At 54.0% G+C, this 20,363-nt stretch carries 20 protein-coding genes; 11 read left to right on the forward strand and 9 right to left on the reverse strand.

Features of this window, described 5'->3' with window-relative positions; genetic code table 11:
* Nucleotides 1-30 precede the first annotated feature (30 nt).
* Together gdhA and HKT17_RS02935 are read left to right on the forward strand one after the other, a co-directional pair.
* Nucleotides 31-1,380 (forward strand): NADP-specific glutamate dehydrogenase, encoded by a 1,350-nt coding sequence (gene gdhA / locus HKT17_RS02930; protein WP_171097699.1) that lies wholly within the window; start codon nt 31-33, stop codon nt 1,378-1,380.
* A 100-nt stretch (nt 1,381-1,480) separates the two neighbouring features.
* A complete protein-coding gene (locus tag HKT17_RS02935; protein WP_171097701.1) occupies nt 1,481-2,185 on the forward strand; it encodes an NAD(P)H-dependent oxidoreductase in 705 nt (234 codons plus the stop codon).
* 102 nt (nt 2,186-2,287) lie between these two features.
* On the opposite strand, the gene HKT17_RS02940 is transcribed toward HKT17_RS02935, so the two are convergent.
* Nucleotides 2,288-2,857 carry a hypothetical protein gene (locus tag HKT17_RS02940; RefSeq protein ID WP_205882482.1) on the reverse strand — a complete coding sequence of 190 codons (570 nt, stop codon included), beginning with the start codon at nt 2,855-2,857 and terminating at the stop codon, nt 2,288-2,290.
* A gap of 229 nt (nt 2,858-3,086) precedes the next feature.
* On the opposite strand from HKT17_RS02940, the gene HKT17_RS02945 reads away from it, so the two are divergent.
* The 8 genes from HKT17_RS02945 (at nt 3,087) to HKT17_RS02980 (ending at nt 9,767) form a co-directional block, all read left to right on the forward strand.
* On the forward strand, nt 3,087-4,232 hold the full coding sequence (locus tag HKT17_RS02945; protein WP_171097703.1) for a sensor histidine kinase: 1,146 nt from the start codon (nt 3,087-3,089) through the stop codon (nt 4,230-4,232).
* Nucleotides 4,229-4,852, forward strand: a complete 624-nt coding sequence (locus HKT17_RS02950) for a response regulator (protein ID WP_171097705.1) — start codon at nt 4,229-4,231, stop codon at nt 4,850-4,852. Before HKT17_RS02945 ends, HKT17_RS02950 begins: the two co-directional genes overlap by 4 nt.
* Nucleotides 4,853-4,963: 111 nt before the next feature.
* On the forward strand, nt 4,964-5,644 hold the full coding sequence (locus tag HKT17_RS02955; RefSeq protein ID WP_171097707.1) for a DJ-1/PfpI family protein: 681 nt from the start codon (nt 4,964-4,966) through the stop codon (nt 5,642-5,644).
* 28 nt (nt 5,645-5,672) lie between these two features.
* Entirely contained in the window at nt 5,673-7,034 is a 1,362-nt protein-coding gene (locus HKT17_RS02960; protein ID WP_171097709.1) for a CmpA/NrtA family ABC transporter substrate-binding protein, read from the forward strand.
* Between the two features lie 5 nt (nt 7,035-7,039).
* Nucleotides 7,040-7,888 carry a nitrate ABC transporter permease gene (gene ntrB / locus HKT17_RS02965; protein ID WP_205882483.1) on the forward strand — a complete coding sequence of 283 codons (849 nt, stop codon included), beginning with the start codon at nt 7,040-7,042 and terminating at the stop codon, nt 7,886-7,888.
* 6 nt (nt 7,889-7,894) lie between these two features.
* Entirely contained in the window at nt 7,895-8,878 is a 984-nt protein-coding gene (locus HKT17_RS02970) for an ABC transporter ATP-binding protein (protein WP_171097712.1), read from the forward strand.
* Nucleotides 8,875-9,318, forward strand: coding sequence for a cyanase (gene cynS, locus HKT17_RS02975; protein ID WP_008250133.1), 444 nt, complete (start codon nt 8,875-8,877; stop codon nt 9,316-9,318). The genes HKT17_RS02970 and cynS overlap by 4 nt, the downstream gene beginning before the upstream one ends.
* A gap of 80 nt (nt 9,319-9,398) precedes the next feature.
* Nucleotides 9,399-9,767 carry an FKBP-type peptidyl-prolyl cis-trans isomerase gene (locus HKT17_RS02980; protein WP_008250135.1) on the forward strand — a complete coding sequence of 123 codons (369 nt, stop codon included), beginning with the start codon at nt 9,399-9,401 and terminating at the stop codon, nt 9,765-9,767.
* A gap of 692 nt (nt 9,768-10,459) precedes the next feature.
* Here HKT17_RS02980 and HKT17_RS02985 read toward each other — a convergent pair.
* Genes HKT17_RS02985 through senB form a run of 3 tightly spaced genes read right to left on the reverse strand, consistent with a single transcriptional unit; the run spans nt 10,460 to nt 14,497 of the window.
* Nucleotides 10,460-11,149, reverse strand: a complete 690-nt coding sequence (locus HKT17_RS02985) for a TVP38/TMEM64 family protein (RefSeq protein WP_171097714.1) — start codon at nt 11,147-11,149, stop codon at nt 10,460-10,462.
* Nucleotides 11,150-11,160: 11 nt separating this feature from the next.
* Complete coding sequence (selD, locus tag HKT17_RS02990) at nt 11,161-13,449, reverse strand: selenide, water dikinase SelD (RefSeq protein ID WP_171097716.1); 2,289 nt, start codon at nt 13,447-13,449, stop codon at nt 11,161-11,163.
* A complete protein-coding gene (gene senB / locus HKT17_RS02995) occupies nt 13,436-14,497 on the reverse strand; it encodes a selenoneine biosynthesis selenosugar synthase SenB (protein WP_240965887.1) in 1,062 nt (353 codons plus the stop codon). The genes selD and senB overlap by 14 nt, the downstream gene beginning before the upstream one ends.
* Nucleotides 14,498-14,613: 116 nt before the next feature.
* Here senB and HKT17_RS03000 point away from each other — a divergent pair, with 116 nt between their 5' ends.
* The gene (locus HKT17_RS03000; protein ID WP_171097718.1) at nt 14,614-15,807 is read left to right on the forward strand and encodes a methyltransferase; all 1,194 of its coding nucleotides are present in this window, start codon (nt 14,614-14,616) and stop codon (nt 15,805-15,807) included.
* Between the two features lie 40 nt (nt 15,808-15,847).
* Here the strand turns inward: HKT17_RS03000 and egtD are convergent, their stop codons facing one another.
* From egtD to HKT17_RS03025, 5 genes are read right to left on the reverse strand one after another with little or no spacing between them, the layout of a single operon-like run.
* Complete coding sequence (gene egtD / locus HKT17_RS03005; RefSeq protein ID WP_171097720.1) at nt 15,848-16,819, reverse strand: L-histidine N(alpha)-methyltransferase; 972 nt, start codon at nt 16,817-16,819, stop codon at nt 15,848-15,850.
* Between the two features lie 22 nt (nt 16,820-16,841).
* The gene (gene phnE, locus HKT17_RS03010) at nt 16,842-17,660 is read right to left on the reverse strand and encodes a phosphonate ABC transporter, permease protein PhnE (RefSeq protein ID WP_171097722.1); all 819 of its coding nucleotides are present in this window, start codon (nt 17,658-17,660) and stop codon (nt 16,842-16,844) included.
* Nucleotides 17,657-18,511, reverse strand: a complete 855-nt coding sequence (locus HKT17_RS03015; protein ID WP_171097724.1) for a PhnE/PtxC family ABC transporter permease — start codon at nt 18,509-18,511, stop codon at nt 17,657-17,659. Before HKT17_RS03015 ends, phnE begins: the two co-directional genes overlap by 4 nt.
* Nucleotides 18,508-19,350, reverse strand: a complete 843-nt coding sequence (locus HKT17_RS03020) for a phosphonate ABC transporter ATP-binding protein (protein ID WP_171097726.1) — start codon at nt 19,348-19,350, stop codon at nt 18,508-18,510. The genes HKT17_RS03015 and HKT17_RS03020 overlap by 4 nt, the downstream gene beginning before the upstream one ends.
* Before the next feature lie 60 nt (nt 19,351-19,410).
* Nucleotides 19,411-20,286, reverse strand: coding sequence for a putative selenate ABC transporter substrate-binding protein (locus HKT17_RS03025; RefSeq protein WP_171097728.1), 876 nt, complete (start codon nt 20,284-20,286; stop codon nt 19,411-19,413).
* Nucleotides 20,287-20,363: the final 77 nt, after the last annotated feature.

Consider the following 20,363-nt stretch of genomic DNA (forward strand, 5'->3'; position numbering starts at 1 on the left):
CAACGTCGTTCTTCCAAAGGAGAATAAGAGATGAGCAGCTCGCCAGAATTAGAAGAGTTCATGAATGGACTGATTCGCAGAAATCCCGGCGAACCAGAGTTTCACCAGGCAGTGCATGAAGTTGCGCAACACATCATTCCTTTCGTTGCAAAAAATCCGAAGTACGAGGCTGCTCAAATTTTGCAGCGACTTACCGAGCCCGATCGAATTGTCAGTTTCCGGGTGTGTTGGGAAGACGATCAGGGCAATGTGCGCACGCAACGTGGCTACCGGGTTCAACACAGCAATGCGATTGGCCCTTACAAAGGGGGTATTCGGTTTCACGACAACGTGACCCAAAGCATTTTGAAATTCCTCGCTTTTGAACAAACTTTCAAGAACAGCCTGACTGGTTTGCCCATGGGTGGCGGCAAGGGTGGCTCAGACTTCAATCCCAAAGGCAAAAGCGATCGCGAGATCATGCGTTTTTGCCAGGCCTTCATGACCGAACTTTCCCGCCACATTGGTCCCTTCACCGATGTGCCAGCCGGCGACATTGGTGTTGGGGGGCGGGAGATTTCTTACATGTTTGGCCAATACAAAAGAATCCGTAATGAATTCACTGGTGTGCTCACCGGCAAGGGCTTGGCCTTTGGCGGCAGTGAAATTCGAGTAGAGGCAACTGGCTACGGTGTGGTCTATTTCATGGAAGACATGTTGAGCCACAAAGGTTTGAAGTTTGAGGGCAAGGTGTGTTCAGTCAGTGGCTCTGGCAATGTGGCGCAATATGCAGTCGAGAAAATTCTGGCGCTGGGCGGCAAAGTGATCACCATGTCCGATTCATCCGGAACACTTCACGACAAAGACGGCATTACGATGGAGAAGCTGGCGCACATCAAAGAACTGAAAGAAGTGAAACGGGCCCGCATCAGCGAGTACCTGAACCAGTATCCGAATGCAGAGTTTGTTGCTGACAAACGCCCGTGGCACATACCCTGCGATCTTGCTTTTCCGTGTGCGACGCAAAATGAAATCAATGCCGAAGAAGCTGCCATGTTGATCAAGAATGGTTGCATGGGCGTGTCTGAAGGTGCGAACATGCCTTCTGAAAAAGGGGCAATTGATGCGTTCCAGAAGGCGCGTATTTTGTTTGCGCCATCCAAGGCCGCCAATGCCGGGGGTGTTGCAGTATCAGGTTTGGAGATGACCCAGAACAGCATGCGCTTGTCCTGGTCACGCGATGAACTGAATCAGCGCCTGCGAACCATCATGAGCGATATTCACAAGCGATGCGTGAAGTATGGCGCGGAAGAAGACGGTCACATTGATTATCTCAAGGGTGCCAATGTGGGTGGCTTTGTGAAGGTGGCGGATGCCATGCTGGCTTACGGCGTCATTTAAAAGCCCAGTGGTTGGCGCTGAAAAGGGGTTGCCAATTGACTGGCGGCCCCTTTTCTTTTGGTAGCATGGCTAATCATTTTCTTGAAAAGAAGCCGACACCATGAACGTTCTGATTGTGCATGCACACCCCGAGCCCCAATCATTCTGCACTGCAATGATGAAGCGCATGCAAAACCGTTTTGAAGAGCAGGGCCACACGGTGACCGTGTCAGATTTATACGCCAAGCAATTCAACCCAGTGGCCAGTGCCACTGATTTCGCTGAACGCAGCAATCCGGATTACCTAGTATACGCCCTTGAACAACGGCATGCCCAGAAAAACAATACCTTGCCAGACGACATTGCCTCCGAACTAGAGTTGCTGAGGCAATGCGACTTGCTAGTGCTGAATTTTCCGTTGTACTGGTTTTCCTTGCCTGCAATTTTGAAGGGCTGGATTGACCGGGTATTTTTGTCGGGCGTGGTTTATGGCGGCCGGAATTTTTACGACCGTGGTTTGATGAAGGGCAAACAGGCCTGGCTTACTTTCACACTGGGTGGGCGTGAACACATGTTTGGCGATGACGCCATTCACGGTGATTTGAATACCATGTTGCGCCCTGTGTTGCGCGGCAGTTTGGGCTATGCCGGCTTTGATGTGCTGGAACCTTTTGCCGCCTACCATGTGCCTTACATCACACAAGAAGCCCGTGTTGAAATGCTTGAGCAGCTCGATGTTGCAGTGAACACACTGGCTTCACGCCAGCGGGTTTCATATCCCAGTCTGGACAATTTTGATCCGCAAATGAATCCACTCGGAAAATAAAAAACCCGCAGTGCTCTCGCACAACGGGTTTCAATCAAGTCTACAGAAGACCTTTCATACGAAAGGTCGTGTAGCGGTCTTATTATTTTTGCTATTTCTGGATTACTTCATGCCCAGTTGCTTTTTGATCTTGGCGATCACGTCAGTTTGAACTGACTTGACCATGCCCTTGACTTGTTTTTCAAGGTCCTTGATCTGCTTCTGAACATCGCTCAACAATTTCTTGCGATCAGTTGCGCTGAACACTGACTTGGCTGCTGCGGCCTTGGCCTTGGCGGCTGGCTTTGCTTTGGCCACAGTTTTCTTTGCTTTGGCTGCAGCATTCGCTACGCTGGCAGTGGCTGCCTTGGCGCGTGATGTTGCTGGCTTTTTCGCTGCAGGTTTTGCAGCAGCTGGTTTCTTGGCGGCAGCTGGTTTTTTGGCAGCAGCTGGTTTAGCAGCGGCAGGCTTTTTTGCAGCAGCTGGTTTGGCGGCTGGTTTTTTTGCAGCGGCTGGTTTAGCAGCAGCTGGTTTTTTCGCGGCAGCGGGTTTTGCTGCTGCTGGTTTTTTCGCTGCTGCTGGTTTTGCAGCGGCTGGTTTTTTAGCAGCGGGTTTTCTTGCTGCTGGTTTTTTTGGAGCTGGGGTTGCTTTGCTTGCCTCGGCTTCGACTGGCTTTTGATCTGTTGTAACCATGTTGTGTAACCTTCCTTAAACGGTGTGGTGAGTTATGTGTACATCAAATTTTATTAACTGAAAAGCTTTTTTCATCAATACATGATCAACAACCCGTTTGTGTGTAAATTTCAATAAATTTTGTCGTTTTTTTTTCGCACCACTCGCGTGCAAATTTTCAAAAACTTTTTGAATTTTATTGGCATTGCTCTTGCTAGTTTGATGTTGATTCAACTTCAGGTGCACTGCCGTGTTCAAGCATCTTTCCAAACTTTCTCATCATGCTGCCTGGCGAAGGCAACTCGAATTGTTGCTCGACTCCACGGGTGAAGGCATCTATGGAATCGACCTGAAAGGGCGTTGTGTTTTCATCAACAAGGCAGGCGCGGAAATGTTGGGTTACTCGGCCGATGAAGTGCTTGGCAGGAACATGCATTACCTGATGCACCACTCCTATGCGAACAACGATTTGATGCCGGTGTGTCAGTGCCAAATCTTTCGCGCCTTTCAGGAAAACAAGGGTTGCCGTGTTGACAATGAAGTGTTGTGGCGCAGGGATGGCAGCTGCTTTCATGCTGAGTACGCTTCTTACCCGATTTTCGAAGAACAAGCAGTGGTGGGCGCTGTGGTCACATTCACAGACATCACCGAGCGGGTTGAAGCGCAAAATATTCGTGCTGCTGCGCAGGTTGAACTGGAGCGCAGGGTGGTTGAACGCACCGCGCAATTACAGAAAGCGCACGACCGAATGCGCAGGCTTTCTGCACACCTGACCACCGTTCGTGAAGAAGAGCGCACCCGAATAGCGCGTGAGATGCACGACGACCTGGGCGCAAAGTTGACGGCGTTCGATCTGGAGTTGAAAGCGCTTTCCTACCGCTGTGCGAACGATGAAAAACTGACCCTGAGAATTGAGAGCATGCTGGACCTGGCACAGGGTGCCATGGAGAGTTTGCGGCGAATACTTTCTGATCTTCGTCCGGGTGTGCTGGATCATCTTGGGCTTTGGGCGGCAGTGGAGCATTTGCTGGGTGAGTTTTCCCAACGCACCAATGTGGTGAGTTCACTCGACATTGCCCCGGCACTTGAACATGTTCGTCTGAGCAAAGCCACCGAGACTGCCTTGTACCGAATTTTGCAAGAAGCGCTGAACAATGTCAGCAAGCACTCGGGCGCCAACAAGGTAGAGGTGCGCGTGCACACTGAAGGGCGGGCGGTGGTATTTCAGGTGAAAGACAACGGCCGTGGCATGGCAGTGCGCACTTTCAATGCCGGGTTCGGGTTAATGGGTATCGAAGAACGGGCTTGGGATATTGGCGCACGTTGCTCGATCGATTCAATTTTGGGGCAGGGCGTGTGCATCAAGCTGCGCCTGCCCGAGGTACTCGCCTTATGAAGATTTTGATTGTGGACGACCACATGATTATTCGGCGTGGCCTGGTTCAAATTCTGGATGAGTTTGATGGGCAGTACCAAAGCGAGCAGGCGGCTGACGGTGTAGAGGCTATGCAGAAACTTCGCAAGGGCAGCTTTGATGCCGTGTTGCTCGACGTTGCACTGGGCGAACGCGATGGTTTCGATGTACTGAAAAGCGTGCGCAGTGAATTTCCGAAACTGGGCGTGGTGATGTTGTCGGTGTACCCCGAAACGCAGTTTGCTTTGCGTGCCATTCGCAGTGGTGCCAATGCGTACCTGAACAAAGGTTGCTCGCCCCAGGAGTTGACGCAGGCCCTTCAAATGGCCTGCGCCGGGCAAGTGTACCTAACCCCTGCTACAGCCAACCTGATGGCCAACGATTTGCGCAAGCCAGCTGACAGGCCGCCCCACGAGCGACTGTCCAATCGTGAAATGCAGGTGCTGCGTTTGATGGCGCAGGGCGAGACAGTTCAACACATTGCACAGGCCTTGTGCCTGTCGGGCAACACGGTTTCAACTTACCGCGCCCGTGTGTTTGAAAAACTCGAACTGAAAAACCTGGTGGATCTGGTGAACTACACCAAGCTGCATGGTTTGTAATTTTCTTGTAGGGCCAGCACTACAACACAATCACAAATGGCGTGATACCCAGCCTTCAACCCCCGCGGCACACTGAAAGCCTGTTAATGCAGTGTTGCCGGAGAAGCGCCAATGGCCAGAATGCAAGGGTTCAGACTGGGTGTGTATGTGTTCAAGGAAGCCGAGGTGGTGGACTACGCAGCGCCCTATGGCGTGTTCTCGGTGGCCAAGCGTTTCGACCCTGAACTGGAAGTGTTCCTGATTGCCGAGAGCATGCGGCCGGTACACACGCAGGCTGGTTTCACAGTGTTGCCCAACTATTCGTTTTCTGACACACCTGCAATGGATGCATTTCTGATTCCGGGTGGTTTTGGTACCCGGCAGGAAATGAACAATGGCAACTTGCACCGCTACGTTCGGACGCTGCCCAACACTTGTTTGCTAACCAGCGTGTGCACGGGCTCGTGGATTTACGCTCGCATGGGTTTGCTCGATGGCTTGGCTGCCACCAACCGCAAAGAACCCGATCGCCTGGAAGCTTCGCACCTTGGAAAAACCCCAATCGACCGCTTGGCGGAAATAGCACCAGCCTGCCAGGTAAGCCGTGCAAGGGTGGTGGATGCCGGCCGGATCGTAACAGGTGGCGGCATCGCAAGCGGCATGGAAGTGGGTTTTCACCTGCTGCGCCGCGCCGGTTACGACGAAGAATTCATTGCTGAGGTGGCCCGTGTGATGGAGTACACCAAGGCCTACCAGCAATACCAACACGACATTGATTATTTTCGCCCCGCATTGAACCGCGCCACAGCCTGATTGTTGCAACACTGCATAGGAGTTCACCATGTCTTTTTTCAAGAACCCGTTTGATCCCAATACCCGCTTGGGCATGCGCTGCGCCTGCGGCCAACACAATAGCCAGGCTGAACACGACCAACAATTGGCCGTGCAACAAATGGAAGAGCGTGCTGTTGAAAACGCGGTCATGCATGCACTGTTTCCCAACGACCAGTTACGCCGCAATTTCCTGCGCGCTGTGGGCAGTGGCACCGCCATGGCAGCCATCGGCAGTTTGTTTCCTTTGGCTGCGGCCAAAGAAGCATTTGCACAAAGCAATGGCCCTTTGGAAAAGCAAAAGCTGAAGGTTGGCTTCATTCCAATTACTTGTGCAACACCCATCATCATGGCGCAGCCATTGGGTTTTTATGCCAAGCAAGGTCTGGATGTTGAAGTGGTGAAAACAGCTGGTTGGGCGGTGGTGCGCGACAAGTCGCTGGCCAAAGAATACGATGCAGCGCACATGTTGTCGCCCATGCCTTTGGCCATCTCTATGGGTGTAGGCTCGAACGCCATTCCATGGACCATGCCCGCAGTTGAAAACATCAATGGTCAGGCCATTACCTTGGCCATGAAGCACAAAGACAAACGCAATCCGAAAGACTGGAAAGGCTTCAAGTTCGCAGTGCCGTTTGACTACTCCATGCACAACTACCTGTTGCGCTACTACCTTGCCGAGGCTGGCCTTGATCCCGATCGCGATGTACAAATTCGTTCAGTGCCACCTCCCGAAATGGTGGCCAATATGCGCGCAGACAACATTGATGGTTTCCTGGCGCCCGACCCAGTGAACCAGCGTGCAGTGTACGACGGCGTGGGCTTTATTCACATTCTGTCGAAAGAGATTTGGTCGGGCCACCCTTGCTGCGCATTTGCGGCCAGCAAAGAATTCGTGACTCAAAACCCCAACAGCTACAAAGCCCTGTTGAAGGCGGTGCTGGATGCCACGGCCTACGCCCGCAAAGCCGAGAACCGCAAGGAAATTGCAGCAGCCATTGCCCCCACCAATTATTTGAACCAGCCGCTGACAGTGGTTGAACAGGTGTTGACCGGCACCTATGCCGATGGCTTGGGTGGTATCAAGAAGGACCCGCAGCGCATCGACTTCGATCCATTCCCTTACCAAAGTTTTGCGATCTGGATTTTGACCCAGATGAAACGCTGGGGACAAATCAAGGGCGATGTGGACTACAACAAAATTGCCAAAGATGTATTTTTGGCCACCGATGCAACCCGCTTGATGAAAGAAGTGGGCATGCAGCCACCGTCATCGCTCGACAAAAAATTCAGTGTGATGGGCAAGCCCTTCGATCCCAAGAAGCCAGAGGAATACCTCAACAGCTTCGCAATTTCCAGAACCAAGGGTTAAGCGGCATGAAAGACTTCAGGAAGCAAAAGTGGGCCCCATGGGCTTTGTCGGGTTTGATCCTGGTGGTGTTGATTGCCATTTGGACCATTGCCACCTTGCCCGAGCAAGCCGAGGTGAATGTAGATCCTGAATATGCAGCACTGGTGGGCCAGGCTGCATCCACAGGCAGCAAAACCCCATTGCCCACCCCGGGCGATGTGGGTGAAAAGTTGTGGGGGCACATCAGTGATCCGTTTTACGACCGTGGCACCAATGACAAAGGCATCGGCATTCAATTGGGCTATTCCATTTTTCGCGTGCTGGTGGGTTTTGGTTTGGCCGCTTTGGTGGCGATTCCACTGGGCTTTGTGATTGGCATGTCGCCCTTGTTGTACAAGGCGCTTGATCCCTTCATTCAAATTTTGAAGCCGGTATCGCCTTTGGCCTGGATGCCGCTGGCCTTGTACACGATTCAAGACAGCGACACCTCAGCCATCTTCGTGATTTTCATTTGCTCCATATGGCCCATGTTGGTGAACACCGCATTTGGCGTGGCAGGGGTTCGGCGCGACTGGTTGAACGTGGCCAAAACGCTGGAGGTGAGTTCGCTGCGCACAGCATTTCAGGTGATTTTGCCGGCAGCGGCGCCCACCATCATGACGGGCATGCGTATTTCCGTTGGCATTGCCTGGTTGGTGATTGTGGCGGCTGAAATGCTGGTGGGCGGTACAGGCATTGGTTACTTCGTGTGGAACGAATGGAACAACCTGTCGATTGCCAACATCATCAGCGCAATTTTGTTCATCGGCTTGATCGGCATGTTGCTCGATACGCTGCTGGCTCGCATGGCCAAGCTGGTCAGCTACAAGGAGTAAACAACCATGACGACTGAACACAAGATATTCAGCAAAGACCTGATACCCAATGAAAAAGCCGCCGCCTTCTTGCAAGTGGAAGGTTTGGTGAAAAGCTATGCGCCTGCCGATACCTCGGTTCCACCTGTGTTCGAGGCCGTGAACTTCGACATTCAGAAAGGCGAGTTTGTTTGCATCATCGGCCATTCGGGTTGTGGCAAAAGCACGATTCTGAACATTCTGGCCGGGCTGGATGAAGCCACGCAAGGCTATGTGATCATGAATGGCAAGGAAGTGGTGGGCCCTTCGCTGGACCGTGGTGTGGTGTTTCAAAGCCACGCGCTAATGCCCTGGATGACAGCGTTGAAAAACGTGGAGTTTGGTGTGCGTTCACGTTGGCCTGAAAAGTCGCCGGAGGAAATCAGTGAACACGCCATGAAGTATCTGGACATGGTGGGTTTGGGTAAAGCCGCAAACAAAAAGCCGCATGAACTTTCTGGCGGCATGAAACAGCGAGTGGGCATTGCCCGTGCGTTTGCCATTCAACCGCAAATGCTGTTGCTGGACGAGCCCTTTGGCGCGCTGGATGCGCTGACCCGAGGCACGATTCAAGACGAGTTGCTGCAAATTGTGAAGGCCACCGGGCAAACCGTGTTCATGATTACGCACGATGTGGATGAGGCTATTTTACTGGCCGACAAAGTGATGCTGATGAGCCACGGCCCGCGCGCGCGCATTGCTGAAATAGTTGAAAACACCATGCCGCGTGAACGCACCCGAAGCACCGTGCACCATGATCCGCAGTACTACGCCATTCGCAACCACCTGGTTGATTTTCTGGTGAACCGCGCAGCACCTGCACCCAGTACAGAGCCAGACAGCAACAAGCTGAATGCTGAGCTACACCAACAACCCACGGTGGTTCGCCCAGGCCTGAAGGCCTTGAGCAACACGAAAATTAGCACCGAGACAACACCCCCACTAAATTTGATTCAAAGGAGTGCACCATGAAACGAACCGACGTAACCGAGATGATTGTATTGGCCAAGCGCAAGAAAAAATGCACTTGGGACGACTGCGCCAAAGTACTGGGCCAGTCCAAGGAATGGAGCACAGCTGCGTTGTTGGGCCAGATGACACTGACCGAAGAACAAGCCAAGAAAATTGGTGAGTATTTGGCCTTGCCACCCGAGGCGGTTGATTGCCTGCAGGTTGTGCCTTACAAGGGATCGCTGCCCACCGCTGTGCCTACCGACCCCTTGATTTATCGCTTTTATGAATTGATCAGTGTGTACGGCACAACGTTCAAGGAACTCATTCATGAAGAGTTTGGTGACGGCATCATGAGTGCCATCGACTTCAAAATGGATTTGCAGCGTGAGCCCAACCCCATGGGTGACCGCGTCAGCATCAATATGAGCGGCAAATTCCTGCCCTACAAAACCTATTGATTTCAAGGCTGAATTTACGGCTGGCTGAACACCCCGGGTTAGAATAAGCGCTTGTCTTAATTCTTACCTGGGGTAATGCCGTGACTGATTCAACCAACAACGCCGCCGCTGGCGACGAACTCGTACTGCCATCTGGCGTGAAGCTGACTTTCAAAAAGCGCGGCACCGGTACACAAAAGCCAACACCGAATTCAATCGTGGAAGTGCACTATGAAGGCACCTTTCTGGATGGTCGTGTGTTCGATAGTTCAATTAAGCGCAACGAGAAAATCTCTTTCCCGCTGAACCGCGTGATTCCAGCCTGGACCCAGGCTTTGTGCGAAATGGTGGTGGGTGATCGGGCAATCGTGTTCTGTCCATCTGATACCGCATATGGCGCGCGTGGTGCAGGTCCAATTCCGGGTAATACCGATTTGGTGTTTGATGTGGAGTTGTTCGACATCCGCTGAGGTTTTCTGCTCACTCGGCGTGGTTTACTTGTGTTGCACTGGACTAGTGGGCTTGGGAGCTAAACTTGAAGGGTCACCGCTGCCCGAAAACTTGGCATTTCGGCTTGTCAGCTTGAGCCTGCACTAAGCCAAGCCCTCCAAAAGTAACGGTCGGGTCTTGGCTTTCGCGCCATGGCGCGATCGTTGGTCTCGGCGCGCCAAGCCGGCAAGTTTTCTGACTGGTCATCGTGCGACCCATTGCAAGTTCAGCTCCCCGCACTCCCGTGCAGCGCCTCTCCACCTCCGAGCGACTCATGGCTGTGTTCAGAGGCCAATCGACACCGGCGAATCTGTACCACTTCGCAGTTCACGTATGGACATGCTGCCCAATCGGCGGCGGTGTTTCGATCGCCTCGTCTTCAAGAAAACCTGCCCTTGCGTGCCGAGCAGGGCCGGTGTTGCCCGGCATGGGCGACAGAGAACGGACCCGACCCGCAGTTTAGGAGGGTCGTTCTCAGGCATCGTGAGGCTCAGCAAGGGAGAAACAGGTTTTCTGGCGAGAGATCGGAACCCAAGCCGAATGGGCGGTTAAGAAGCGCCGAGAGATCGGAACCCAAGCCGAGTGGGCGATTAATAACCGCCAAGAGGTAGGAACCCAAGCCGATCGGGCAGTTAACCGGCAGACGAGAGATCGGAACTCAAGTCAGTTGGGTTCAAGCCGCCTTGCGCAGCTGAAATTGCCGAGTTCCCCACTGAATGAGGAACGGCACCAAAGCCAGTGCGGCCAGAGAAATAACCACTTCCAGTGAAATTAATTCTTCCAGCCGGTTCACCTTGGCCAGCTCATTGCCCGCATTCACATACAGCATGGTGCCGGGCAGCATGCCCAGAAAACTGGTCCATAGAAATGTCCACGGCTTTACTCGGGTCAGGCCAGCCAGCAAATTGAATGCAACAAAAGGAATGATGGGTGCCAGGCGAAGACTGAGCAGGTAGGCTACTTCGTTTTTTTCGATCCCCTTGTTAATCTCGTTCAGCTTGTTGGAAAACCGGCTTTCAACTGAGGATCGAAAGAAGTGCCGCGCAAACAGCATGGTGAGCAAGGCACCCAAAGCTGAGGCAGCGGTTGACACCACCATGCACAGGCCAAAGCCCATGCAACCCCCACCCACCAACATCAATACGCCTGCACCCGGCAGGCACAGTGCTGTGAGCAGCACAAACACAGCGAAGTAAATCAAGGTGACCAGCGTTGGGTTGTCCATAAAGTGCATGGCCAATTCGCGCTGCGCAGCCAGCATGTCCTGCAGCGACACATCCGCACTCAGCCACACCAAAAGCAACACGGCCGCAAGCAGCAGCAGTGTTGTTTTCTTCCAGTGTTGTTGAACAGCCTGTGGCATTTGGTACTTCCTCAACCCTTCAATACAATCGGCTCAATGGCTTCGCCTTGCGGCAGTATGCGGCCAATAATGGCGGTGTGTTCATAGCCCAGTTTCTTCAATGCAGCCACACAGGCCTCGGCTTGCTCGCCAGGCACTGTGGCCAGCAAACCACCTGCGGTTTGCGGATCGAAAATCAGTGGGTAGCGCGGGTCATTCACATACTCAGCCTGATTTCGAATGGCTCGGCGCAAGCGCACGTTCGCGGGTTGCAGAGAGCTCACAATTCCTGCGCTGACCATGTCAAGCGCACCGTCCAGCAGGGGCAAGGCGCTTAAATCAAGTTCGGCATCCACCTCGGAAGGGCGGGTCATTTCCACCAAGTGGCCCAACAGCCCGAAACCGGTCAGGTCAGTGCAGGCCTTTGATCCATATTCACGCAGGCATTGTGCGCCCAATCGGTTGCTTTTCACCATCGATTCCAGCGCAGCATCAATCCAGCGGCCTTTGGTTTTCAACTGCGGCAGGGCGGCGAACAGGGTGCCGGTGCCAATTGGTTTGGTCAGCAAAATTGCATCGCCAGGGCGCATGCCACCCTTGATCATCACGCCGTCCAGGTTTTCATCCACCAAACCATTGATGGCAAAACCCAAAGCCAACTCGCGGCCTTCTCCGGTGTGGCCACCCACCAATGCGCAGCCTGCTTCATTCAGTACTTCCACTGCACCGCTCATCATTTGAAACAGCAGTTCCTCTACTTTCGATTCAAGCCCCGGCGGCACAGTGACCACGGCCGTGGCTGATTGCGCCTCGCCGCCCATTGCAAACACATCGCCCAGAGCGTGGTTGGCAGCAACCTTCCCGAATATATAGGGGTCGTCCACAAAGGCCCGGAAGAAGTCGACTGTGTGCACCATGGCTTTGCCGGGTGGCACTTTCACGATCGCCGCATCGTCAGGGGCGTGCAGCCCCACCAATACATCTTCGCGATCCACCGGTTTTAGGTTACCGAGTGCGCGAGATAAAACTGTGGAGCCAACCTTGGCACCGCAGCCGCCACAGCGCATGGCAATCGCAGAAATGGCCTGCAGGCTTTCTTCCTGCGTCAGTGCCAAATTCGGTGTACTGTTGCCAGCAGTTGGTTTTGCGTTGGGGTCCATGTCTGGAAAGTCACTGAATTTCGCCATGAAGCGACGGTCAATCCAGTCTTTCCACTGCCACACCCAAGCGCCTGCAAAGCCCAGTGAACCTTTGGAGGCCACTGCGTATTTGTCGCCTGTGCTGATCAAAGCCAACCAGGTTTTCTGGGGGCGGTATTCCAGCAGGTCGGCACCCTGTACAAACAGGTGCAAATTCTTGGTCAGGGGTTTGCCCATGCGCACAGCGAATACACCGGCTTTTTCAAGCGGTGTACTGGTCAAGTTCGCAATGTCGCCTGCTGCAAAAATTTTGGCGTCACGTGTGGTTTGCAGGGTGGGGCCCACATTGATGAAGCCACGTGAATCGAGTTCAAGGTCGGTGTTCTTTAGCCAGGCCGCGCCACCAGCCTGCGTCACCCACATAATTTCGTCGGCATGCAGGCGCTCGCCCTGCCTGGTTTGCAGGGTGTGGCCATCCAGTTGCACCACTTCCGCGTCGCGGTGAAGCACCACACCACGTTCATTCAATACTTTCTCGAACCTAGCACGCACGCCGGGGTTGTGGGTGGGCAACACATCCGCATCGGCGGTGAACAAGTGAAATTCAAGCTCATCCGGGTTGCGGCCCATGGTGCTCAGTTCATTGCGCAAGCGGAATTGCATGGCCAACGCCAGTTCAACGCCACCAGCACCGCCACCCACCACGGCGATGGTGGTTTTGCCGGCATGGGTTTTTACTCGGTCCAGCAAGTTAACCCAGCGCTGATTGAATCGAGCAATCGGTTTCACGGGCACTGCATTTTCCAACGCGCCGGGCACCAATTGCACCTGCGGTGTGCTGCCAATGTTGATGGACAGCGCATCGTAAGCCACTGGCGGGCGATTCTTGCAAATTACTTTTTGATTGGCTCGGTCAATGCCCACCACTTCGTCTTTGAACAGGCGTGCACCTGCAAAGGCGCACAGGCGGCCCAGGTCAATGTGCACATCGTCATAGCTGTAGTGGCCCGCAATGTAGCCGGGCAGCATGCCGGAATAGGGGGTGTGGATATCGGTACAAATCAGGGTAAGGCGCACGCCGGGCCAAGGCTTCATGCCAAACATGCGCAGCACACCCACATGGCTGTGGCCGCCGCCTACCAGCACAATGTCACGAAGGATGGGTTGGTCAGATGTTTGCATGCTGTACTTCTTGTGGGTTGGCTTCGTTGTTGTTTTGAACTGCTCGTTGTACGAGTGCAATTAACCGGTTTTGTTCGTTTTCCGGGGCAAATAATTTGGCCCGCTCGGCGCATTGGCTTTTCAATTTGGTGTACATACTGGATTTACCCGGTGGCAAGGGTTTCGGATTCACAATGTCTTCTTGCAACTGGGTTAGCACATTGGCCAGTGCATGCGAGTTGCCCAAAGGGAAATAACCCGGGTAGGCAGCACCCAGCATGCCGATATTCCCATCAATATAACTGGCCACCACAGGGGTGCCGCTGCACACGGCCTCCATGATCACATGTGCTCCCCCCTCCATTTTGCTGGCGTGAACCAGTACATGGGCGCGTTGAATGCGTGCTCGGGTTGCACCGTGGGGCTGATTGCCCAGCCAGCGGTAATTGGGGCAGGCCTGCATGGTTTCTTCAGCAGCCTGGGCCAATTCAGGGTCTAAGGGCCCACCAATGTGGTCGATGTAAATATCAGGGTAGCCCCGCAGCAGCACTGCTGCTTCCATCAGGGTTTGCGGCATTTTTTCATCGCGCAAATGCCCCACCATCACCACCTTCAATCGGCGTTTGGGTTTGGGCAAGGTTTTGCGTGAGGTGGTTGATTGAAAAATCACCGATGTTTTTTCTTGCAGGTCCTCGCTAAGTTTCTCGGTGCCTTTTTCTTGCAGCACGATCAAATGCCGCGCCAACTCCAGCGACTTTTGCGCGGTTTCATCAGTTTCAATGTCGCGGTACAGGTCGGTGCCTGTCAGTGCCAACACTAGCCCGGGGCTTCCGTGTGCATGGTTGCCGCGGCTTTGCGCCCAAGCCGCAATTGAGTCGGCAGAACGCCGCGCATGCAGTGCGATCATTGCAACGTCGCGTTGTGTGGCTGGCGTGTTTTCCCAATGCTTCACAATGCGCACATTAAAATGCCCGGATAAAAACAATTGCCAGCGGCGGGCGGTTTGCCAGTTGCCGTTATTTGAATCGGCAAGAGCGGGGCTTACGATGACGACGGACGGTTTAATCAAGACAACAGCCACTTCATTGGATAGGGGTGAATTGGGGGGCGAACCACCCAAGGTGGTACACTGCGACCCTGAAGAAGTTTACACGATCCAACCCGCTATTCACCGCGAGAACCCGCATGCACTCAGCCCACGAATACCCTGTAATCCAATGGACCAAAGGCGATGAAACCTTTAGTGCGCGCTGGCAGTCGGAGCGCAATTTGGCGGTGCCGGGCAAAGTGATGTTGGCCGACGACACACTGACTGCCGACATGGCTTATCGCCTGGCCTGTGAGGGCAATGTGTTTTTGTGGCAAAGCGATTTTCAGAATGCCCGCCAACTGATGCAGGCCTTGGTGCGCCGGGTAGACAAAAACGCGGAACACAAAAAAAGCAAAGCTGCCAAGTCAGGCAAGGCCGATGTGGAGTATCCGCAAAAGTTTCACCTGTACCGTCAGGCGCAAGCCCAACGCGCGCGAATTCTGGGTTCCATCCTGATCCCGTTCAACGCCGATTACAGCATTCCACTGCGCCGTGCGCCCGATGTGCTGGCAGCCTGCACGGAAGCATGGGGTGAGCCCCCAGTGGATGGCCCGATGATTGTGACTTCGCTGCGCGAGATGATGGGCGTGGTGGGTGCGCATGAATGGCGCAAGAAGGGCGTGGATGTACCCGCTCTTGGCGACCCGCCCAGCAACCGCATTCACCCGTACTACGGGGTTTTTTCGCCTGTGCGCGGCGAGTATGTTGATTTGGTGCTGAAAGCGCCTTTGCCCAAAGCCTGTGAGGTCAACGGTTCGGCGGTGGATGTGGGTACGGGCACCGGTGTGTTGGCAGCGGTGCTGGCCCAGCGCTGGTTGAGCAATATTGTGGCCACCGACAACGACCCACGCGCACTGGAATGTGCGCAATTCAATATCCAGAATTTGGGCATGGGCAAGCAGGTGAAAGTGGTGCAGGCAGACTTGTTTCCCGACAGCAAAGCCGACCTGATTGTGTGCAACCCGCCTTGGTTGCCGGGCAAACCGACTTCACCGATTGAACGTGCCATTTACGATGAAAACAGCGGCATGCTGAAAGCTTACCTTGCTGGCCTGGCTGCGCATTTGAATGTGGGCGGAGAAGGTTGGTTGATCTTGTCGGATTTGGCCGAGCATTTAAAGTTGCGCACGCGGGAAGAGTTGCTGGGCTGGATTGAGCTGGCGGGCTTGAAAGTACTGGGCCGCACAGATGCAAAGCCCAAGCATGGCAAGGCCTTTGATGCCAGTGATGCGCTGTTTGATGCACGGTCGGAGGAAGTGACCAGTTTGTGGCGACTTGCTGCCGCGTGAATCTGCAGTGAATTGGCTGAAGTTATCGCTTAATCGGCTTTCAAGCCTGCGCCCAAAACACCGCAAACTTCTGTTCGGGATCGGTGTAAGCCTTGCAAGCACCAAAACCTGCGCGTTTCAGCAAATCCTCAAACCCGGTCAGCGTCCACTTGTATGAATTCTCAGTGTGAATTCGCTCGCCTTCCACAAACTGGCGTTCACCACCTTCCCAGGTCACCACAACATCCCGCAGTGCTTCCAGGTGCATTTCAATGCGGTTCAGTTCGGTGTTGTACAGGCCTATGTGTTTCCAGTCTTCCAGTTGGAAGTTGGTGCCAGCCAGCGTATTGAAGTGCAGCAACATGTTGCGGTTAAATGCAGCGGTTACGCCCAAGGCGTCGTCGTAGGCGGCTTCAAGCACAGATTTGCTTTTTACCAGGTCGACCCCAATCAGCAGGCCACCCCCTGTGGCCGTGGCACATACCGCATGCACCTGTTTTAAAAACAGCAGTGCTTCCTCGGGTGTGAAGTTGCCAATGCTGGAACCCGGGTAAAACATGATTCGCGGTTGCGAGGGGTTCAGGGCCAGACCAGCGGGCAGGTTCAGTTCGCTGGAGAAATCGAGGCCCACACCCGCCATTTCCAGTTCAGGAAATTGCCGTTGCAGGCATTCCAGTGAGCCTTTTAAAAAGTCCACGGAAATGTCCACGGCCACATAACGTGCCGGGTGGAATACATTAAAAAGTCTGGCCGCTTTCTCGCAATTGCCAGCTCCCAGGTCGATGAACACCGAGCCCTTGGGCACCTGCCTAGCCATGTCATGCCCGTGGCTGGCAAAAATCAGCGCTTCGGTCCGGGTGGGGTAGTACTCGGGTATGCAGGTAATTGCTTCGAACAGTTTGGAGCCCAATTCGTCGTACAGGTATTTGGGCGAGGTGTGTGCTTTGCTGGCACGCAGGCCACTGAGCAATTCTTCTCGAATGTGCTCGGCCTGGCCTTGATAAATCTGTATGAATTGCGGTGTTGGGTTCATGGCTTTCTTGGGTTGAACGAATTCATCGGGTCAAGGTGCGGCGCAGGTGGTAGCTCATGCTGTCCACAATTGCGACCAAGAGCAACATGGCTGCCAGAATGGTGGCGGTTTTGCCCATCTGGAACAAGCCCATGTGGAACGACAACAATTGCCCCAAACCGCCGGCACCTACCACGCCCAACACCGCAGCTGCGCGAATGTTGTTTTCCCAGCGGTACAGGGTGTAGCTCATCAGTTGAGGCAGTACTTGCGGCAAGGTGGTGAAATAAAATACTTTCAAGTTGCCAATGCCCTGCGTGCGCAACGCGTCCGCAGGTTCGGGTGGTGCATTTTCAATCGATTCAGCAAACAGCCTGCCCAGCACACCCGTGGTGTGAAAGGCCAGCGCCAGCGTGCCTGCAAAAGGACCCAGGCCCGCAGAAATCAGCAGCAGCGCGGCCCACACCAACTCGGGAATTGAGCGCAAGGCATTCAGCACCCAACGCGTGGGTGTGCGCATGCGGCTTTTGTCATTGCTGTGCAGCTTGCTTGCGGGTATGGCCAAAGCAAGGCCAGCCACTGCAGCCAGTGCGGTACCCAACAGCGACATGGCCAATGTTTCAAGTGTGCCCCAGCCAACTTTGGTCAGAAAAGCGGACTGCGTGTCCATCGGGAAAAATTCGGCGATGAATCGACCCATGGATCGAAACGCTTCCATGGATAAAAATTCACCCCATTTCAGGTTCAGTGTCCAGAAACTGGCAATGATCAGGGTAAGCATGCCCAGCAGCAAAGCGGCTGTGCCGCCTTTCATCACTGGTGGTGCCTTGGTGGGGCAGGCGGTATTTTGCAAATTGCTCATACCAGTCGTTTCCGGAAAAACGCGCTGACCGCATCGGCCAAAGCCACCAGCAGAATAAACACAATCAGCATGGTCGACACTTCACCCCCATTGAACATTTTCATGGAGTTGTCGAGTTCCTGACCCAGGCCGCCAGCACCCACAAAGCCCAGTACAACCGAGGATCGAATGGCACACTCCCAGCGGTACACGGTATAGGAGGTCAGCTCCATCACGTTCTGGGGCAGCAGGCCGTAGAAGAATGCCTGTAAGCGCCCGGTGCCGTTTCTCAGCAATGTCTCTGTTGGCGTTGTTTCACCACTTTCCAGAATTTCACCATACACCTTGCCCAGCATGCCACCGTAGGTAAGCGCAATGGCCAATACGCCTGCGGTGGGGCCAAGACCCACCACGCGAACAAACACCAGTGCCCAAACCAGTTCGGGAATGCTGCGAAGAACAATCAGTGTCCAGCGAATGGCCTGCCGAATGGCAAAGGGCAAGGCACCCATTTTTCCCGAGATGGCGGACACCGACAAAACCCGGGTGGACAAAATGGTGAGCGGGAAAGCAATGATCAGGGCCAGCACCATGCCGGCCGTTGCAATGGCAACGGTTTTCCAGGTTTCGCGCAGAATTCGGGCGAGCAAATCGGGTTCTAGTACAGGTGGAAAAAAGCTGCCAATGAACTCGGCGCTGATTTTCATGTTCTCGGCTTCAAACAAAACCGAAGGTCGAAATTCCGTGGCCTCTGTCAGGGGCCACAGCAGCAGAAACGTAAAGATGATCCAGAACAGCCGTTGATGCCACGCCGGGTCGCGTGCCGGCACGTCAAAACGCGGATTGTGTACTGGCAAGTGCAGGCTGTTCATCGGCAATTGTTGACCACAACTGCCGGCGTTACACGCTCGAATTGTTTCTCGATCAATTCACGGTCTTGTTGGCCCAGAAGTTCGTGCTCGTATTGGGAGTACAGGGATTTCAACATGGCAGGAGTTACTTGCTCGGTGGGCAGGTCAAACTCGATTTGACCGTGGCGCAGGCCCACAATCCGGTTAAAAAATGCCAAAGCCATGTCTACCTGGTGCAAGGTGCACACCAAGGTAATGCCGTTTTCGCGTGCTGTTTCGGTGAGTGCCGACATGGCCAGCCTGGCCCGCGTGGGGTCAAGTGCTGACAAGGGTTCGTCCACCAGCCAGAGTTTGGCAGGGGATACGAACAAGCGGGCCAGGCCAACACGCTGGCGTTCACCACCGGAAAGCCTGTCAACGCGTTCAAAAATTTTCTCGGGCAAGTCAAGCTTGCTCAGCGCTTGGTGCGCAGCCGGGATGTCAACCGGGTAAAACAGTGATTTGATGCTTTGTGCCAGGTTCATGGCCGGCAAACGCCCGGCCAACACCGAGGTAATCACACGCTGCCTTGGTGGCAGCGGTGGCACCTGGGGTGCAACAATCAACTGGCCACGCAGTTTTTGCAAATTGCGCTTGCTTAAAGCCCAAGGGCTTTGATCGTTTAAGGCAACTTTGCCATGCAAGGGTTTCAGGGTGCATGACAGCACCTGAAGCAGCGTGGTTTTGCCTGCGCCCGACGGGCCGATCAGGGCGATTTGTTCTCCACTGCCAACTTGCAGCGACATTTTTTTGATCGCCGGTACGCTGCTGGAAGGGGCGGAGGGATGGCAGGCATCGATGTCCTGAATTTGAAGCTTCACTGCGCTGCGGTCCCCATATTACTGCGAGGGCCCAAGTGCGGGCCCCCTTCTACACATTGATTATAACAAGCCAGCGCTGCGAGCGGCGCTTTCCAAACCTTTGTAGTTTTCAGGCTTGGTGTCAACATACCGTGTGGCACGGTTCAACTTCAGGATTTCAGCATGCTCAGGCACTGCCGGGTCCAGGTCAAACAGGGCCTTTTGAATCTTCTTGCGAAGGTCTGCAGGCATGTCCTGATGCACCGTCCAGTTGTAGTTGAAGTAGGGAGGGGTGGTATAGAACACGTCTACAGCTTTGGTGTCTACCTTGTTTTCGTTCACAAACTTTTTCCACACGGTGATGTCGAGTGCGGCGGCATCTACTTTGCCGCTAACCACTGATGCGATGGTGGCATCGTGTGCACCAGAATACGCCACACGCTTGAACGCCTTTTCTGGCTCCAGGCCTGCATCAAGCAGGAAGCTGCGTGGCATCAAGTGGCCGGAGGTGCTGCTCTGTGAGCCAAATGAAACTTGTTTGCCTTTCATGTCTTGCAGGGTTTTGATGCCTGAATCGGTTTTGGCAATAAACACAGACTGAAACTTGGTGTCTTCTACGCGTTGCGCAATCGGAATAACCTTGCCGTTGGAACGCAAGTTGGCCTGTACATGGGTAAAGCCGCCAAACCAGACGAGGTCCACTTTCTTGTTCACCAAGGCTTCAACCGCGGCTGGGTAGTCGCTTACTGGTGTGAATTCGACTTTCATGCCCACAGCTTTGGACAAATAAGCGGCCAGTGGTTCGAATTTGCGGATTTGCTCGGTTGCCGCCTCTTCAGGAATGGTGGTGACTCTCAAGACCTGTTCTGCGTGCGCAGACACCGAAAAGCCAGCGGCCAGCGCAATGGCTGCCACAGAGAAGAGACGACGTGAAATGGAGATTGCTGAACTTTTCATGAGTACCTCGTTGTATAGAACGATTGAAAAAACTCGGAATTTGATAATCGCACAAACAATTTATGTTTTAACCGTAA

The organism is Limnobacter sp. SAORIC-580 (assembly GCF_013004065.1).
Taxonomy (GTDB): Bacteria; Pseudomonadota; Gammaproteobacteria; order Burkholderiales; family Burkholderiaceae_B; genus Limnobacter; species Limnobacter profundi.

Coding starts and splice junctions, on each gene's coding strand:
- gdhA (WP_171097699.1), top strand. CDS start 31: ATGAGCAGCTCGCCAGAATTAGAAGAGTTCATGAATGGACTGATTCGC.
- HKT17_RS02935 (WP_171097701.1), top strand. CDS start 1,481: ATGAACGTTCTGATTGTGCATGCACACCCCGAGCCCCAATCATTCTGC.
- HKT17_RS02940 (WP_205882482.1), bottom strand. CDS start 2,857: ATGGTTACAACAGATCAAAAGCCAGTCGAAGCCGAGGCAAGCAAAGCA.
- HKT17_RS02950 (WP_171097705.1), top strand. CDS start 4,229: ATGAAGATTTTGATTGTGGACGACCACATGATTATTCGGCGTGGCCTG.
- HKT17_RS02955 (WP_171097707.1), top strand. CDS start 4,964: ATGGCCAGAATGCAAGGGTTCAGACTGGGTGTGTATGTGTTCAAGGAA.
- HKT17_RS02960 (WP_171097709.1), top strand. CDS start 5,673: ATGTCTTTTTTCAAGAACCCGTTTGATCCCAATACCCGCTTGGGCATG.
- ntrB (WP_205882483.1), top strand. CDS start 7,040: ATGAAAGACTTCAGGAAGCAAAAGTGGGCCCCATGGGCTTTGTCGGGT.
- HKT17_RS02970 (WP_171097712.1), top strand. CDS start 7,895: ATGACGACTGAACACAAGATATTCAGCAAAGACCTGATACCCAATGAA.
- cynS (WP_008250133.1), top strand. CDS start 8,875: ATGAAACGAACCGACGTAACCGAGATGATTGTATTGGCCAAGCGCAAG.
- HKT17_RS02985 (WP_171097714.1), bottom strand. CDS start 11,149: ATGCCACAGGCTGTTCAACAACACTGGAAGAAAACAACACTGCTGCTG.
- selD (WP_171097716.1), bottom strand. CDS start 13,449: ATGCAAACATCTGACCAACCCATCCTTCGTGACATTGTGCTGGTAGGC.
- HKT17_RS03000 (WP_171097718.1), top strand. CDS start 14,614: ATGCACTCAGCCCACGAATACCCTGTAATCCAATGGACCAAAGGCGAT.
- egtD (WP_171097720.1), bottom strand. CDS start 16,819: ATGAACCCAACACCGCAATTCATACAGATTTATCAAGGCCAGGCCGAG.
- phnE (WP_171097722.1), bottom strand. CDS start 17,660: ATGAGCAATTTGCAAAATACCGCCTGCCCCACCAAGGCACCACCAGTG.
- HKT17_RS03015 (WP_171097724.1), bottom strand. CDS start 18,511: ATGAACAGCCTGCACTTGCCAGTACACAATCCGCGTTTTGACGTGCCG.
- HKT17_RS03025 (WP_171097728.1), bottom strand. CDS start 20,286: ATGAAAAGTTCAGCAATCTCCATTTCACGTCGTCTCTTCTCTGTGGCA.